Genomic DNA, 15,969 nt, shown 5'->3' with positions numbered 1-15,969 from the left:
GTTGCTTGAGCGCATGGAGCACTTCAGCAACCGGCACAGGAAATTCTCCATGAACAGCCGCTTCAAGGCCTGGCGTCATCCGCTCCTCGTCACCCTCCCGTTGCTGGCGATCCTCGCCGGATGCACCGGTGGCGACAGCGCCAAGCCGAAAACCCACGCCCTGGCCACGTATTCCAGTGCCACCTGGGAAGCACTGCCAACAGTGTCCGATAGCGATCTGGTGGCCGGTTTCGGTTCCTGGCGCAGCGCCTGCACCCGGCTCAAGGCTGACCCGGTCTGGGGCGCGACCTGTGCGGCAGCCGCCAACGTGCCGCAAAAAGCCGGCGACATCCGCGCGTTCCTCAAGCAGAACCTCGACGTCTTCGGCCTGCGCGCCGAGAACGACAACCCCAACGGTCTGATCACCGGCTATTACGAACCGGTCTATCCCGGCAGCCTGACGCAAACCGCCAGCGCCAACGTGCCGGTGTACGGCGTGCCCGAGGACATGATCATTGTCTCGCTGGACAGCATTTATCCGGAACTGAAAGGCAAGCGCCTGCGCGGCCGCCTCGAAGGTCGCGTGCTCAAGCCTTACGACGACGCGGCGACCATCGAGAGCCAGGGCGTCAAGGCGCCGGTCGTGGCGTGGCTGACCGATCCGATGAACCTGCAATTCCTGCAGATTCAGGGTTCGGGGCGGATTCAGACCGATGACGGCCGACAACTGCGCATCGCCTACGCCGACCAGAATGGTCATCCGTACCGACCGATCGGCCGTTGGCTGGTGGAACAGGGCGAGCTGAAAAAAGAAGAAGTCACCATGGGTGCGATCAGCAACTGGGCCAAGGCCAACCCTTCGCGCATTCCGGAACTGCTGGCGAGCAATCCGAGCTACGTGTTCTTCACCCGCAATCCGGACAGCAACGAAGGGCCACGCGGCTCGCTGAACGTGCCGCTGACCGCCGGTTACAGCGCGGCTGTGGACCGCAAGGTGATTCCGCTAGGCAGCCTGTTGTGGCTGTCGACCACTCGCCCGGACGGCACGCCGCTGGTACGCCCGGTGGCTGCGCAGGACACCGGCGGCGCGATTGCCGGTGAGGTTCGCGCGGATCTGTTCTGGGGCACCGGCGATGCCGCCGGGCAACTGGCTGGCGACATGAAACAGCAGGGGCAGATCTGGATGCTCTGGCCAAAAGGCGCGGCGTTGCCGCAAGTCCCGCAGGTGGCCGACAAGCCGTAAGCGCAACGCAAAAGATCGCAGGCCTCGTCAGCCTGCGATCTTTTCAGGTTCAGATCGAAACGAAGAAGAAGCTGGCAATCAGCACTATCCCGACAAACCACACCAGCGAGCGCAAAGCCGCCCAGTCCGCCAGATAGCAAATGATGTAGAGCAGGCGACTGGTGATGAACAGCACCGCCAGCACATTGACCGTCACCAGCTCTGCCGTGCCCACCAGGTGCGCGACGATCACCGCCGCCGCAAACGCCGGGGTCACTTCAAAACTGTTCAGTTGCGCCGCATGGGCACGACGCGCCACGCCATCCACGCTGTCCAGAAAGTCCCGGGGATCATGATTGTCCCGCAGTCTGAAACCACCCGAGGCCTTGGCCACGACGGTGCACAGATAGGGCAGAAAGATCGCGATCAACACACACCACAAAGCCACCGTCATAACACCGTCCTTCTTTCGAGTTTTAGAGTTGCCGGGCGCTCAGAACTTCATGACCAGCATGCCGATCAGCACCAGCCCACAGGCTAAGAGCCGCGGCCGGCCGAAAGGTTCTTTCAGGTAACGCATGCCGAACAGCACCACCAGGATCACGCTGATTTCACGCAACGCCGCCGCTTCGGCAATCGAGCCCAACTGCATCGCCCACAGCACCAGAGCGTAGCTGAACAACACGCAGAACCCGACCGCCAGCCCCAGCTTCCATTGCTCGCGCCAGAACAGCATGAACGCCGGACGCTTGGCCACCCATGCCAGCATCGGAAACGGCCAGGCACTGAACAGCGTGACCCAGACCAGGTAATCCAGCGGATGCGACCAGCGCCGCAACGCCTGGCCATCGATGTAGGTGTAGCAACCGATGCACAAGCCGATCAGCGCCACCACCGGCAGCATCGCCCACGGCAAATGTTTCCCGCCGCCGCCCTGCCAGAGCAGGCAAGCCATGCCCAGCGGGATCAGCAGGATTCCGAAGATTTGCTGGGTGGTCAGCACTTCGCCGGCGAAGATCAGGGTCAGCGCCAGTACCACCAGCGGCGACAATCCGCGCATCAACGGATAGACCAACCCCAGATCGCCGACCCGATAGGCCTGGATCAACAGGTAGCGATACAGCAGTTCGAACGCCGCCGACGCCAGAATCCACGGCCAGATTTCCGCCGGCGGCAGGCTGATGAAAGGCATCGCCAGCACCACGAACAACAGCGCCACGCTGTCCATGCAGGCCACCACCAGCAGCCGTTCGGCGCTGAACTTGATCAACGTGTTCCACGCTGCGTGCAACAGCGCCGCCACCAACACCAGAGCTGTCGCCAGCACGTGCCACTCCTTTGTTCTTGTTGTTGAACCTGAGCCAATTAGTCAGATTATTGATTCGCGATGTGTCAGCAGCTGTTTATACTGCAAGCGACCACGCCGCACTCAGTTGCGCACAGACAAATTCCAATAATTCCTGCCTGCCCCGTTCTCGCCCGAGACCGGTCGCCGGCCTGCGTATGCCTGATCAAAGCGTCAAGACTACCGACAGAGACCTTGCGCATGCCACTCGCCTTGCTTGCACTCGCTGTTGCCGCTTTCGGCATCGGCACCACTGAATTCGTCATCATGGGCCTGCTGCCCGATGTCGCTCGCGACCTCGCGGTGAGCATTCCCCATGCGGGCCTGTTGATCACCGGCTACGCCCTGGGCGTGGTGTTCGGTGCGCCGATCCTCGCGATCGGCACCGCCAACATGCCGCGCAAGGCCACGCTGCTGGGCATGACGCTGATGTTCATTCTCGGCAACGTGCTGTGCGCGTTGGCGCCTAACTACGCGACACTGATGGCGGCGCGCGTGGTCACCGCGCTGTGCCATGGGGCGTTCTTCGGCATCGGTTCGGTGGTGGCCGCAGGGCTGGTCGCACCGAACAAACGGGCGCAGGCGATTGCCATGATGTTCACCGGCCTGACCCTGGCCAACGTCCTCGGCGTACCGCTGGGCACAGCACTCGGACAGTACGCCGGCTGGCGCTCGACCTTCTGGGCGGTCTCGGTGATCGGAGTGATCGCGGCCCTCGCCCAATGGCTGTGGTTGCCGAAACACATCCCGATGGACAAGGCCAACCTCGCCAGCGAATTCAAGGTGCTGGGCAAGGTCAACGTGTTGCTGGCGCTGGGTATGAGCGTGCTCGCGTCCACCAGCCTGTTCAGTGTGTTCACCTACATCGCGCCGATTCTGCAGGACATCACCGGCGTCAGCCCTCACGGAGTGACCGTGATGCTACTGTTGTTCGGTGTCGGCCTCACCGGTGGCAGCATGCTCGGCGGACGCCTGGCCGACAGTCGTCTGTTGCCGTCGCTGGTGGGTGTCGCACTGGCGGTGGTGGTGATTCTGGCGGCGTTCAGCCAGACCAGTCGTTCGGTGGTTCCGGCGGCGATCACGCTGGTGCTGTGGGGGATTTTTGCCTTCGCCCTGTGCCCGATCCTGCAACTGCTGATCATCGATCAGGCTCACGAGGCACCGAACCTCGGTTCGACCCTGAACCAGAGCGCGTTCAACCTCGGCAATGCCGCCGGCGCCTGGATCGGCGGGCTGGTGGTGGCCAGTGGCGCGGATCTCGCGGACTTGCCCTGGACCGGCGCGCTGGTGGGCGTGCTGACCGTGCTGACGGCGCTGTTTTTCATCTACCTGCAACGTCGGGGTGTCGCTGCGGTCAATGTGTCCGGCTGATTCCCGGGGGACACCATTGTGTCCCCACCCGGCGTCAGCCCATCCAACCCTTGCGTCCATGAACGGGCGCGATGTCTTTCCACCCCCCATCCAAAGGACCCCGGATGCTTGAACTCGTCGCCGCTTTCATCTGCCTCACCACCCTCCTCACCTTTGTGAATTTCCGCTTCATCGGCCTGCCCCCGACCATCGGCGTGATGGTTACCGCGCTGATGTTTTCCCTGTTGCTGCAAGGCCTGAGCCTGCTCGGCTACCCCGGTCTCGAAGAGCGCGTACAGCAACTGATCGGCCAGATCGACTTCGGCGATCTGCTGATGAACTGGATGCTCTCGTTCCTGCTGTTCGCCGGTGCGTTGCACGTGAACCTCAACGACCTGCGCAGTTACCGCTGGCCCATCGGCCTGCTGGCGACCTTCGGCGTATTGATCGCCACCGCCGTGATCGGCAGCCTCGCCTACTACATCTTCGCCCTGTTCGGCTGGCACGTGAGCTTCCTCTACTGCCTGTTGTTCGGCGCGCTGATTTCCCCGACCGACCCGATCGCGGTACTCGGCGTGCTGCGTACGGCCAATGCCTCGAAGCCGCTGAAGACCACCATCGTCGGCGAATCGCTGTTCAACGACGGCACCGCCGTGGTGGTGTTCACCGTGTTGCTGGGCATCGCGCAACTGGGCGAAACCCCGACCGTCGGCGCCACGGCCATGCTGTTTGCCCATGAAGCCATCGGCGGCGTGCTGTTCGGCGGGCTGATCGGTTATCTGGTGTACCTGATGATCAAGAGCATCGAGCAGCACCAGATCGAAGTCATGCTGACCCTGGCGCTGGTGATCGGCGGTTCGGCGATGGCCACCGAGCTGCACGTCTCGGCGCCGATTGCGATGGTGGTTGCCGGGCTGATCATCGGTAACTTGGGTCGCAACCTGGCGATGAACGACATGACCCGCAAATACCTGGACGGTTTCTGGGAATTGCTCGACGACATGCTCAACGCCCTGCTGTTCGCGCTGATCGGGATGGAGCTGTTGCTGCTGCCGTTCAACTGGCTGCACGTGGCGGCGGCAAGCCTGCTGGCGCTGGCGATTCTGCTGTCGCGCCTGCTCACCGTGGCCCCGGCCATCGTCTTGCTGCGGCGCTGGCGCACCGTGCCGCGCGGCACTATCCGGATCCTGACCTGGGGTGGATTGCGCGGCGGTGTGTCGGTGGCACTGGCACTGGCCCTGCCGTTGGGCCCGGAGCGCGATCTGCTGCTGAGCATCACCTACATCGTGGTGCTGTCATCGATCCTGTTGCAGGGCCTGACCATCGGCAAACTGGTCAAGCACGCAACGCGCGACGAGCCGGCGAGCGCTGCCGAGCCCGCGCACCATTGATCATTTCTTGATCTGCTGCGGATCGGGCTTTTCGGCCTGATCCGCAGACTCTTTCGGCTTTCCGCTTTCACTGCGGATCTGCGCATGACTGATCAGGGCGAAGATGAAACTGCCGCCGATGATGTTCCCCGCCAGGGTCGGCCCGGCGAACACCGCCCAGAAGTCACTCCACGGCAACTCGCCGGCAAACACCAGATACGACACCTCCGCCGACCCCACCACGATGTGCGTGAAATCGCCCAGTGCCATCAGATAGGTGATGAGGATGATGATCCACATCTTCGCGCTCTCCATGGACGGAATCATCCAGACCATGGTGGCAATCATCCAGCCCGAGACGATGCCCTTGGCGAACATCTGACTCGCGTGGTTTTCCATGACCTTGCGGCCGATTTCGAGGAAGGCTACGTCAGTCTTGCTGTCGAAGATCGGCAGTTCGAGCATCACGTAGGCCACCAGAATCGTCCCGCACAGGTTGCCGAACAGCACCACCGTCCACAGCCGGATCAACCGGCCGAAATTGGCCAGGGTCGGTTTGGTCATCACCGGCAGCACAGCAGTCAGGGTGTTTTCGGTAAACAGTTGCTGGCGGGCGAGGATCACCGCGAGAAAGCCTGCGCAGTAGCCGAAACTGGCGATCACCTTGAATTCGTCGCCCTCGGGCAGACGCGAGTTGAGCAGGCCCATGCCCATCAGCGACAGGCCCATGGTCAGCCCGGCCGCGAGCGCCGACCACCACAACGCGGCGATGCTGCGCTCCAGTTCCTGGTCGCCCTGTTTGCGGATGATTTCATGCAGAACCGCCGCGCGGGGCGGCTGGTTTTTCTCGACTTCGTGCTGTTCCTTGGCCGAGAGATCGGGGGTCTTGCCGTCTGTTGGTGTGGTCATGGCGGGAAACCGGTGGCGGGGTCATAAGGCTACGACACGCGCCGCTCGGCTTCCGTTCGCCGGTGTGACGCGATTACTCGGTAACGGGCACGTCATCCTTGAACTGGTCTTTGACATACCTGATCTCGGTTCGCCCGTGCGGCGCCGGCAAGCCGTCTTCGCCGAGGTTGACGAAGACCATCTTCTCGACGGTCAGGATGCTCTTGCGGGTGATCTTGTTGCGCACTTCACAGGTCAGGGTGATCGAGGTGCGGCCGAACTCGGTGGCGGTGATGCCCAGTTCGATGATGTCGCCCTGGCGCGAGGCGCTGACGAAGTTGATTTCGGAAATGTACTTGGTCACCACGCGCTGGTTGCCCAGTTGCACGATGGCGTAGATCGCCGCTTCTTCGTCGATCCAGCGCAGCAGGCTGCCGCCGAACAGGGTGCCGTTGGGGTTGAGGTCTTCGGGTTTTACCCACTTGCGGGTGTGGAAATTCATCTTCACTCCTGAGCGTCTTGCCGAATGATGGGGCCATCTTGGCAGACTGAGCGGTCATGCTCCATGAGGCTTCTACTATGGTCGCGATTGGCGATCTTCATCTGGCCGACAGAAACCCTTTGGAAGATCAGTCTAGACGGCTATAATCGCCCCCGTTTCAAAACGGTAACCTTCACTTGGTACCGTTTTCCCGCCACCTGTCCGAGGGGCGCTGCAGCAGGTTCAACCTGTCAGGCTCGGATGGGGCGTTGACCGGCTCAGGCCGGACACTAAACGCACAACGGCGCCCATTCGCATACATTACGAATGGAGGCTCTCATGAGCGCTGTTATCACGCCTGCAGATTTTAACGATTACAAAGTTGCCGACATGTCCCTGGCTGCCTGGGGCCGTCGCGAAACCATCATCGCCGAGTCGGAAATGCCGGCCCTGATGGGTCTGCGTCGCAAGTACGCTTCCGAGCAGCCTTTGAAAGGCGCAAAAATCCTCGGCTGCATCCACATGACCATCCAGACCGCCGTGCTGATCGAAACCCTGGTTGCCCTGGGTGCCGAAGTACGCTGGTCGTCCTGCAACATTTTCTCGACTCAGGACCAGGCCGCTGCTTCCATCGCCGCTGCCGGCATCCCGGTTTTCGCCTGGAAAGGCGAAACTGAAGAAGAGTACGAGTGGTGCCTGGAGCAGACCATCCTGAAAGATGGCCAGCCATGGGACGCCAACATGATCCTCGACGACGGCGGCGACCTGACCGAGCTGCTGCACAAGAAATACCCACAGGTTCTGGACCGCGTGCACGGCGTGACCGAAGAAACCACCACCGGCGTGCACCGTCTGCTGGACATGCTGGCCAAGGGCGAGCTGAAAATCCCGGCCATCAACGTCAACGACTCGGTGACCAAGTCCAAGAACGACAACAAGTACGGCTGCCGTCACAGCCTGAACGATGCGATCAAGCGTGGTACCGACCACCTGCTGTCCGGCAAGCAAGCGCTGGTCATCGGTTACGGTGACGTGGGCAAGGGTTCGGCCCAGTCCCTGCGTCAGGAAGGCATGATCGTCAAAGTCTCCGAAGTCGACCCGATCTGCGCCATGCAAGCCTGCATGGACGGTTTCGAACTGGTTTCGCCGTTCATCGACGGTATCAACGACGGCACCGAAGCGAGCATCGACAAAGCGCTGCTGGGCAAGATCGACCTGATCGTGACCACCACCGGTAACGTCAACGTTTGCGACGCAAACATGCTCAAAGCCCTGAAGAAGCGCGCCGTGGTTTGCAACATCGGTCACTTCGACAACGAAATCGACACCGCTTTCATGCGCAAGAACTGGGCATGGGAAGAAGTGAAGCCACAGGTACACAAGATCCACCGTACCGGCGCTGGCTCGTTCGATCCACAGAACGACGACTACCTGATCCTGCTGGCCGAAGGCCGTCTGGTGAACCTGGGCAACGCTACCGGTCACCCAAGCCGCATCATGGACGGTTCGTTCGCCAACCAGGTTCTGGCGCAGATCTTCCTGTTCGGCCAGAAGTACGCCGACCTGTCGCCAGCCCAGAAAGCCGAGCGCCTGACCGTTGAAGTACTGCCGAAGAAACTCGACGAAGAAGTGGCCCTGGAAATGGTTCGCGGCTTCGGCGGCGTGGTCACTCAACTGACCAAGCAACAGGCTGACTACATCGGCGTGACCGTCGAAGGTCCGTTCAAGCCACACGCTTACCGCTACTAAGAGCAGCTGCGAGCTTCAAGCTTCAAGCGGCAAGCAAGGTCAAAAGCCGGACTTGCCGTACGAAGCTTGAAAGCTCTGCCCCTATTTCAAAACAGTTTCAGGCAGCCGGTTTCACGCTCGATAGATCAGCGCACCACCGCTTCTCTCGCAGCTTGTAGCTTGCCGCTCGTAACTGGAGGCTTCCTCCATGTCCCAAGACCGTCGCTACAGCTTCGAGTTCTTCCCGACCAAGACCGATGCTGGGCATGAAAAACTGCTCGCCACTGCCCGTCAGCTGGCCACCTATAAGCCTGACTTCTTTTCCTGCACCTACGGCGCTGGCGGTTCGACCCGTGACCGCACGCTGAACACCGTTCTGCAGCTGGAAAGCGAAGTCAAAATCCCCGCCGCACCGCACCTGTCGTGCGTCGGCGACAGCAAGGACGACCTGCGCGGCCTGCTGAACGAGTACAAGGCCGCCGGCATCAAGCGCATCGTCGCCCTGCGCGGTGACCTGCCGTCCGGCATGGGCATGACCAGCGGCGAGCTGCGTCACGCCAATGAACTGGTTGAATTCATTCGTGAAGAAACCGGCAATCATTTCCACATCGAAGTCGCCGCCTACCCGGAGATGCATCCGCAAGCGCGCAACTACGAAGACGATCTCGCCAACTTCGTGCGCAAGGCCCGTGCCGGCGCCGACAGCGCGATCACCCAGTACTTCTTCAACGCCGACAGCTACTTCTACTTCGTCGACCGTTTGCAGGCGCTGGGCGTGGACATTCCGGTGGTACCGGGGATCATGCCGATCACCAACTACAGCAAACTCGCGCGCTTCTCCGATGCCTGCGGTGCGGAAATCCCGCGCTGGATCCGCAAGCAGCTGGAAGCCTACGGCGATGACAGCCAAAGCATTCAGCGCTTTGGCGAACAAGTCGTCACGGAAATGTGCGAACGCCTGCTGCAAGGCGGCGCGCCCGGCCTGCACTTCTATTCCATGAACCAGGCCGAACCAAGCCTGGCGATCTGGAACAACCTGAAGCTGCCGCGCTAAAAAGACGTAAACGCAGAACCCGAAGATCGCAGCCACGACGGCGCCTACAGCGCTTTCGCCGCTGCGATCTTTTGCTTTTAACGCCCGAAACAGAGCTTCTGCGGCCAGTTTCTGGCTCTTTCCGGTTTCTCGTCGTAATCTCAAGCCATGCCTTTGATCACGCAGTTATTCGCCGTGCTGGTTTTTGCTTGCCTGAGCTTTGCCGCTCGGGGCGAGAAGCTGCGTATCGTCACCGAGCCGTGGGCGCCGTACGTCTATGAACAAGACGGCAAGAACCTCGGCCTGGACTACGAAACCACCGCCATCGTGTTCAAGCGTTTGGGCATCGAAGTCGAATGGCAGTTTTTGCCATGGAAACGCTGCCTGTCGATGCTCGAAACCGGTCAGGCCGACGGCGCGCTGGACATCTTCCACAGCGACGAACGCGACGCCACCCTGCTCTACCCGAGCGAACCGTTGTCGGACGTCGAATTCGTGATGTTCTATGCCAACGACCGCCCGCACCCTTTTCGCAGCCTCGAAGACCTCAAGGGTCTGACCATCGGCACCTCACCGGGCTATCTGTACAGCCCCGATTTTCGCGAATCGACCTTGTTCACTCGGGAACCGGCCCCGACCCACGAAGCCAATTTCGGCAAACTGGTGCGCGGGCGCATCGACCTGCTGATCACCGATCGCCGCGTGGGTCAGCATTTGCTCGATGAACTGGGCATTCGCGACAAGATTACTGAGAACCCGACCGTCATCAGCCGCCAGAGCCAGTTTCTGGCCGTGCGGCGCAACGCCGGGATGGATTTGCTGGTGCAGCGCTTCGGTGCCGAACTGAAGCGTTTCAAGCGCGAACCGGCCTATGCCGAGCTCAGCGCCCGCTACGGCGCGGCCCCCGCCCTGACGGCGCCGCTGGGCAACGCCACCGCCAGCGGCAAAACCGTTGAGCAGCAGGAAAGCGGCGCGCAGTGATTGCTCTGTTATACTCCGGCGTTCCCGCCAGGCTCACGCCCGGACGCCCGGAACCGTAACAGGCCTCCCGACCCGCTACAGCGCAGCTTTTCAGCCCGCGCGAGCGCTCCGGACGTGCCTTCGGAACCGCAGCAGGACCGGACGGGATTGCGTCCTCTCAAACGCCATTCGCGCCAGGCAAGACTCCCATTGGGCCAAGCCCTAACTAAAACAGGATTACTCATGTCCTTTGCTTCCCTCGGTCTCTCCGAGGCTTTGGTCCGCGCTATCGAAGACGCGGGCTATACCGAGCCTACTCCGGTGCAACAGCGGGCCATTCCCGCCGTGTTGCAAGGTCGCGACCTGATGGTTGCGGCACAGACAGGTACCGGTAAAACCGGCGGTTTCGCCCTTCCGATCCTGGAGCGGCTGTTCCCCAACGGCCACCCGGACAAGTCCCAGCGTCACGGCCCGCGCCAGCCGCGCGTGCTGGTCTTGACCCCGACCCGCGAACTCGCGGCCCAGGTTCACGACAGCTTCAAGATCTACGCCCGTGACCTGAAATTCGTCAGCGCGTGCATCTTCGGCGGCGTCGGCATGAATCCGCAGGTTCAGGCCATGTCCCGTGGCGTTGACGTGCTGGTGGCGTGCCCCGGTCGTCTGCTCGACCTGTGCGGCCAGGGCAGTGTCGATCTGTCCCATGTCGAAATCCTCGTGCTCGACGAAGCCGACCGCATGCTCGACATGGGCTTCGTCCACGACGTGAAGAAAGTCCTCGCCCGTCTGCCGGCCAAGCGCCAGAACCTGCTGTTCTCGGCGACCTTCTCCAAAGACATCACGGATCTTGCCGGCAAACTGCTGCACAACCCGGAACGCATCGAAGTGACGCCGCCGAACACCACGGTCGAGCGCATCGAACAACGCGTCTTCCGTCTGCCAGCCAGCCACAAGCGTGCACTGCTGGCCCACCTGATCACCGCTGGCGCGTGGGAACAGGTGCTGGTGTTCACCCGCACCAAGCACGGCGCCAACCGTCTGGCCGAGTACCTGGACAAACACGGCCTGCCGGCTGTGGCGATCCACGGCAACAAGAGCCAGAACGCCCGCACCAAAGCCCTGGCCGACTTCAAGGCCGGTGAAGTGCGCATTCTGGTTGCCACCGACATCGCGGCACGCGGTCTGGACATCGACCAGTTGCCACACGTGGTCAACTTCGAACTGCCGAACGTCGATGAAGACTACGTCCACCGTATCGGCCGTACCGGCCGGGCCGGTCGTTCGGGCGAGGCGATCTCGCTGGTCGCACCGGACGAAGAAAAACTGCTGAAAAGCATCGAGCGCATGACCAAGCAGAAAATCGCCGACGGCGACCTGATGGGCTTCGATGCCAGTACCATCGAGGCCGAGAAGCCTGAAGTTCGCGAGCGTCCGGACATGCGCAACCCGCGCAATGCCCGCGGCCCACGCGGTGACGGCCCGAATGGCGGCGGCGGTGGCGGCGGTCGTAAAGACAAAGGCAAAGACAAGGGCAAGGAAAAACCGGCCGGCGAACGTGGCGAGCGTCCAGCCCGTCAACAGAAGCCGCGCGAAGGCACCCCGGCCCGCGAACAACGCCAGCCAAGCCAGCCGCCACGCGCCGCTGCTGACCGTGCTCCGGACGAATTCCTCGACGACGATATCGATAACTTCGGTAACCGCGTCGACTACGTGCCGAAGCAGGCTCCGGCCGGTGGTCGCAACCGTCGTCCAGGCGCTCCGGCGCAAGGCGCAGGTTCAGGCGCACCCCGCGGCGGTCAGTCGCAAGGTCGCCAGAACGGCCCGCGTAACAGCAACGGTTCGAGCACCGGCACGCCGCCAGGCAAGCGCAGCGGCCCACGCAACGGTGCACCGCGTGACGGCCAGGGTCGTCGCGATGAAAACTCGCGCAACCGCCGCCCGGCCCGTGATGATCAGCAACGCGCTGAACCGGCCGTGCAGAACCCGCGCAGCAGCGGGCCGAAGATCATGCACAAGGAATCGAAAGCCGACCGCTTCCCGACCCCTGAGCAGCTGGATCAACTGCCAAGCCGCCCACGCGGTGAAAAACCGGCCTTGCTGACCCGCAATCGCTGATTTTTCCACTGCAATGAAAAATGCCCCGGCCTGAAAACCGGGGCATTTTTTGTGCGCCGCTGAAACGAAAGTGGCGGCAGGCAATAAAAAACGCCCCCGGTCGCAAGACCGGGGGCGTTTTTGTGTGTCAGGCGAAAATTACTTCGCTTTGACGCCTTCAAACGAAATGTACAGGTCGACGTTGTCGGACTGTGGACCCAGGTCCATCATCTTGCCGAAATCAGAGCGCTTGATGCTGGTGGTGCCTTCGAAGCCAGCACGGTAGCCGCCCCATGGATCCTTGCCTTCACCCAGGAAAGTGGCCTTGACCACGATCGGCTTGGTCACGCCGTGCAGGGTCAGGTCACCGGTCACGTCGGCAGTGTCTTTGCCAGCGGCGTTCTTGCCGGTGGATTTGACGCTGGTGGAAACGAACTTGGCGTCGGCGAACTTGCCTACGTCCAGGAAGTCTTTGCTGGAGATGTGTTTGTCACGCTCGGCGTGGTTGGTGAACACGCTGGCGGTTTTCACGTCGAACTCGATCTTGCTGTCTTCAGGCTTGGCAGCGTCGAAGCTGAACTTGCCGCTGATGTCCTTGAAGGTACCGGTGATGTAGCTGTAGCCCAGGTGGCTGATCTTGAAGTCGACGAAGGCGTGCTGGCCTTCTTTGTCGACTACGTAGTCAGCGGCCATCACGTTGGCGGACAGGACGGCAGAGCCGATTGCCAGAGCGGCCAGAGTCTTTTTCAACATGCTTTGTTTTCCTTTGGAGTCGAGGTTGAACATCAGGCTTTGCGTCCCAGCATTCGTGTCAGGGTCGCATCACGATCGATAAAGTGGTGCTTCAATGCTGCCAACGCATGAAGGCCGGAAAAAATTACCAGCGCCCATGCCAGGTACAGATGAATCACACCGGCGGTATCTGCCTGATCCGGTAGTCCGGAAACCAGTGCAGGAACTTCAAACAGGCCAAACACCGGAATCCCGACACCGTCTGCGGTGGAAATCAGGTAACCGGCAATCATCACGGCGAACAGCGCAAGGTAGAGAAACCCATGGCCGAACTTGGCGCCGATGCGGGTCATGCGGCTGTAGCTCTGGAGCGTTGGCGGCGGTGGGCTGACAAAGCGCCACAACACCCGCAACACCATCACAGCCAACAGCACCAGACCGATGCTCTTGTGCAGATCCGGCGCGTCTTTGCGCCAGGTGCTGTAGTAATCCAGCCCCACCATCCACAGACCGAGCGCAAACAGCCCGAAGACCGCCAGCGCCACACCCCAGTGCATGAAGATGCTGACCCAACCGTAGCGCGAAGAAGAGTTACGTAGCTGCATTGCCCAAATCCTGTGAGAACTGCGAACCAAGACTAGCGAGTTATCTATCGAATTAAAGCGGAAAATTTCGCTTTGAAATATCGAGAAATACGATCAAGAGTCTTGAACAGGGGAGTTAAGGAAAGATTAAAGACAAAAGTGTGACTGGAGGTTAGCTGAGAGGTCTTCAAATTTCAGTGCCCGCATTGATCCCATCGCGAGCCTGCTCGCGATGGCGATCTTTCAGGCAAAAAAAAGCGCGGCCTGAAAGCCGCGCTTTTTCATTCACCGCAAAGCCTTACTGCGCTTTGGTCTCGGTGGTTGCCGCCGGTTTGGCCGCTGGCTTCTTCGCCGGTTCAGCTTTTTTCGCCGCCGGTTTGGCCGGAGCTTTTTTCGCTTCGGTCTTCGCCGCCGGTTTCTTCGCTGCTGGCTTGACTGCCGCTTTCTTCGCCGGCTCGGCTTTTACCGGAGCTGCTGGCTTCGGTGCTTCCACCGGGGCTGGCGCAGGGGCCGGAGTCGGTGCAGGCGCTGGGGCGGCTGGAGCGGGTGCCGGCTCTGGCGCTTTCACTGGCTCTGGCTTCTTGTCGTCGTCCGAACCGCCGAACAGGTTGGTGAAGAAGTTGCCTTTCTTCGCCGCCACGCCCGCACCCGCACCCGCCGCTGCGGCGGTGGCCGCTGCCGGGCCGACCTTGACCGGTTCGAAGGATTTGCCCGCCGCCAGGTCTTCAACCTGACTGGCTGCACGCTGACCGGTGCGCAGTGCGCCTTCCAGCGTGCCCGGGTACAAGGTGTCGGTGTGTTCGCCGGCAAACGCTATGCGTTGCAGCGGACGCTCCCACAGACGCCAGTATTTGCTGATCTGGCCAGGGCCGAAGGCCAGGTAAGAACCGCCGGTCGATGGATCGGTGCTGTAGCGACGGATTTCATAGCCGGTGAACGAGCCACGGGCCTGTGGATAAAACGCGTGCAGACGGATCAGCACCTGATCGACCATCTGCTTGTCGCCGAAGGCCTGCATGACGCGGGCGTTGTCGCCGGACAGGTTGATCACCACGTTCGCGCCGCCCTTCAGGGCTGGCTCGATCCACAACATGCCAAGACCGGTGTTGCTATAGATCTCGCCGGACATCCGCGCCTTGCTTTCCCACACCGGCGTCTTGAACTTCAGCATGATCTGGTCACGCCAGCCGTAGTTGGTGCCCTTGATCGCAGCCAGGTGCTGGGCGTCCAGCGCCGGAGTCAGCTGGATCTTGTTGAGGGCGCGCAACGGCACCGCCAGCACAACGTAATCGGCCTGGTAGCCAACGCTGCCGACCTTGACGGTCACGCCGTCCTTGTCCTGGGTGATGGCAGATACTGGCGAGTTGGTCTTGATGGTTTTCAGCTGTTTGACGAAGGCCTGAGCCAGCACCGGGCTGCCACCGACCAGACGCGAAGCGCGCAGGTCACGGTCGGACACGCCGCGATACACCCGGCTCTGCTGTGCGAAGTACAGCAGCGACAGGCGCGAAGGCTCGTCGTAGTGGGTGCGGATGTCCTGGTTGATCAGCTGACGTGCGGTGGCCGGCAGGTTCTGCTTGTCGAGCCAGCTCGAGACGTTGATCTGGTCCAGGGCGTGCAGGGTGTTGGTCGCGGCCGGGTTCTGCGGATCGTCGATCGAGCGCGCCAGATCGTCACGGGTTTTCTCGTAGCGCTTCAGCGCTTCGGCCGTGGCAGGTTGTTTGGTGGTCAGGTCGGCGGCGGAGAAATACTCGCCATCGATCAGGTAACCCGGGGTCCGAACGAATTCAGGCGCCGGCGTGGTGCTCAGCTTGAACGTCGAAACGTACTTGTTCAGCACCGGTTGAGTCTTGTCGTTGCCGATCCACTCGCTGGTGGCCATGCCCGAGCGACCGCCCAGGCTCGGCTTGGCTTCCAGCAGCGTGACCTGCCAGCCCTTGTTCTGCAGTTCGTAAGCCGCCGTCAGGCCCGACAGGCCGCCGCCGATCACGATTGCGGTTTTATCCTTGGCCAGCGCCGTAACGCTGAACAGCCCCAACACCACCAGCGCACAGGCGCGCAGCCAACCGACAGACATTCAGCGAACTCCGGAAAAACACGTAGGAAAATGCAGTTTTGCGGGTCAGACGACCCAAAGAACCGCGAAGAATACGTCAGCCATCAAAACGCCGCCAGCGACGTCTATCGGCCCATACAAAGTAGCTCA

Annotated in this window: 14 protein-coding genes and 1 riboswitch; of the genes, 7 read left to right on the top strand and 7 right to left on the bottom strand. The window is 61.5% G+C overall.

Going from position 1 to position 15,969, the window contains the following annotated elements; all coding sequences use genetic code 11:
- The first annotated feature begins 49 nt into the window (after positions 1 to 49).
- Positions 50 to 1,222: a murein transglycosylase A gene (gene mltA, locus QRN46_RS05110; protein WP_041475449.1), complete on the top strand. Its 1,173-nt coding sequence runs from the start codon at positions 50 to 52 to the stop codon at positions 1,220 to 1,222.
- Positions 1,223 to 1,271: 49 nt separating this feature from the next.
- Here mltA and QRN46_RS05105 read toward each other — a convergent pair whose 3' ends face one another.
- Positions 1,272 to 1,655, bottom strand: coding sequence for an MAPEG family protein (locus QRN46_RS05105; RefSeq protein WP_011336334.1), 384 nt, complete (start codon positions 1,653 to 1,655; stop codon positions 1,272 to 1,274).
- A 39-nt stretch (positions 1,656 to 1,694) separates the two neighbouring features.
- Positions 1,695 to 2,528 carry an EamA family transporter gene (locus tag QRN46_RS05100; protein WP_221615976.1) on the bottom strand — a complete coding sequence of 278 codons (834 nt, stop codon included), beginning with the start codon at positions 2,526 to 2,528 and terminating at the stop codon, positions 1,695 to 1,697.
- 219 nt (positions 2,529 to 2,747) lie between these two features.
- Between QRN46_RS05100 and QRN46_RS05095 the strand changes: the two genes are divergently transcribed.
- Positions 2,748 to 3,917: an MFS transporter gene (locus tag QRN46_RS05095; protein ID WP_007959692.1), complete on the top strand. Its 1,170-nt coding sequence runs from the start codon at positions 2,748 to 2,750 to the stop codon at positions 3,915 to 3,917.
- Positions 3,918 to 4,021: 104 nt separating this feature from the next.
- Positions 4,022 to 5,287, top strand: a complete 1,266-nt coding sequence (locus tag QRN46_RS05090) for a cation:proton antiporter (protein ID WP_011336336.1) — start codon at positions 4,022 to 4,024, stop codon at positions 5,285 to 5,287.
- Here the strand turns inward: QRN46_RS05090 and QRN46_RS05085 are convergent, their stop codons facing one another.
- The gene (locus QRN46_RS05085; RefSeq protein WP_011336337.1) at positions 5,288 to 6,175 is read right to left on the bottom strand and encodes a formate/nitrite transporter family protein; all 888 of its coding nucleotides are present in this window, start codon (positions 6,173 to 6,175) and stop codon (positions 5,288 to 5,290) included.
- A gap of 73 nt (positions 6,176 to 6,248) precedes the next feature.
- A complete protein-coding gene (locus QRN46_RS05080) occupies positions 6,249 to 6,656 on the bottom strand; it encodes an acyl-CoA thioesterase (RefSeq protein WP_011336338.1) in 408 nt (135 codons plus the stop codon).
- 197 nt (positions 6,657 to 6,853) lie between these two features.
- Positions 6,854 to 6,952: riboswitch (S-adenosyl-L-homocysteine riboswitch) on the top strand.
- Between the two features lie 22 nt (positions 6,953 to 6,974).
- On the opposite strand from QRN46_RS05080, the gene ahcY reads away from it, so the two are divergent.
- The 4 genes from ahcY to rhlE2 all read left to right on the top strand — a co-directional run bounded on the left by ahcY (position 6,975) and on the right by rhlE2 (position 12,468).
- A complete protein-coding gene (gene ahcY / locus QRN46_RS05075) occupies positions 6,975 to 8,384 on the top strand; it encodes an adenosylhomocysteinase (RefSeq protein ID WP_039767963.1) in 1,410 nt (469 codons plus the stop codon).
- Positions 8,385 to 8,571: 187 nt separating this feature from the next.
- Positions 8,572 to 9,417, top strand: a complete 846-nt coding sequence (gene metF / locus QRN46_RS05070) for a methylenetetrahydrofolate reductase [NAD(P)H] (protein WP_011336340.1) — start codon at positions 8,572 to 8,574, stop codon at positions 9,415 to 9,417.
- 147 nt (positions 9,418 to 9,564) lie between these two features.
- A complete protein-coding gene (locus QRN46_RS05065; protein ID WP_285354355.1) occupies positions 9,565 to 10,377 on the top strand; it encodes a substrate-binding periplasmic protein in 813 nt (270 codons plus the stop codon).
- Positions 10,378 to 10,599: 222 nt separating this feature from the next.
- Entirely contained in the window at positions 10,600 to 12,468 is a 1,869-nt protein-coding gene (gene rhlE2, locus QRN46_RS05060; RefSeq protein ID WP_197867230.1) for an RNA helicase RhlE2, read from the top strand.
- Between the two features lie 138 nt (positions 12,469 to 12,606).
- Here rhlE2 and QRN46_RS05055 read toward each other — a convergent pair whose 3' ends face one another.
- The 3 genes from QRN46_RS05055 to QRN46_RS05045 all read right to left on the bottom strand — a co-directional run bounded on the left by QRN46_RS05055 (position 12,607) and on the right by QRN46_RS05045 (position 15,840).
- The gene (locus QRN46_RS05055) at positions 12,607 to 13,200 is read right to left on the bottom strand and encodes a YceI family protein (RefSeq protein WP_041475619.1); all 594 of its coding nucleotides are present in this window, start codon (positions 13,198 to 13,200) and stop codon (positions 12,607 to 12,609) included.
- A gap of 32 nt (positions 13,201 to 13,232) precedes the next feature.
- Entirely contained in the window at positions 13,233 to 13,784 is a 552-nt protein-coding gene (locus QRN46_RS05050; protein WP_011336344.1) for a cytochrome b, read from the bottom strand.
- Positions 13,785 to 14,061: 277 nt separating this feature from the next.
- Positions 14,062 to 15,840: a flavin monoamine oxidase family protein gene (locus tag QRN46_RS05045; RefSeq protein WP_221615973.1), complete on the bottom strand. Its 1,779-nt coding sequence runs from the start codon at positions 15,838 to 15,840 to the stop codon at positions 14,062 to 14,064.
- Positions 15,841 to 15,969: the final 129 nt, after the last annotated feature.

Source organism: Pseudomonas sp. lyk4-R2A-10 (assembly GCF_030209075.1).
Classification (GTDB): Bacteria; Pseudomonadota; Gammaproteobacteria; order Pseudomonadales; family Pseudomonadaceae; genus Aquipseudomonas; species Aquipseudomonas glycinae.
This window is presented reverse-complemented; position numbering and strand designations above follow the sequence as displayed.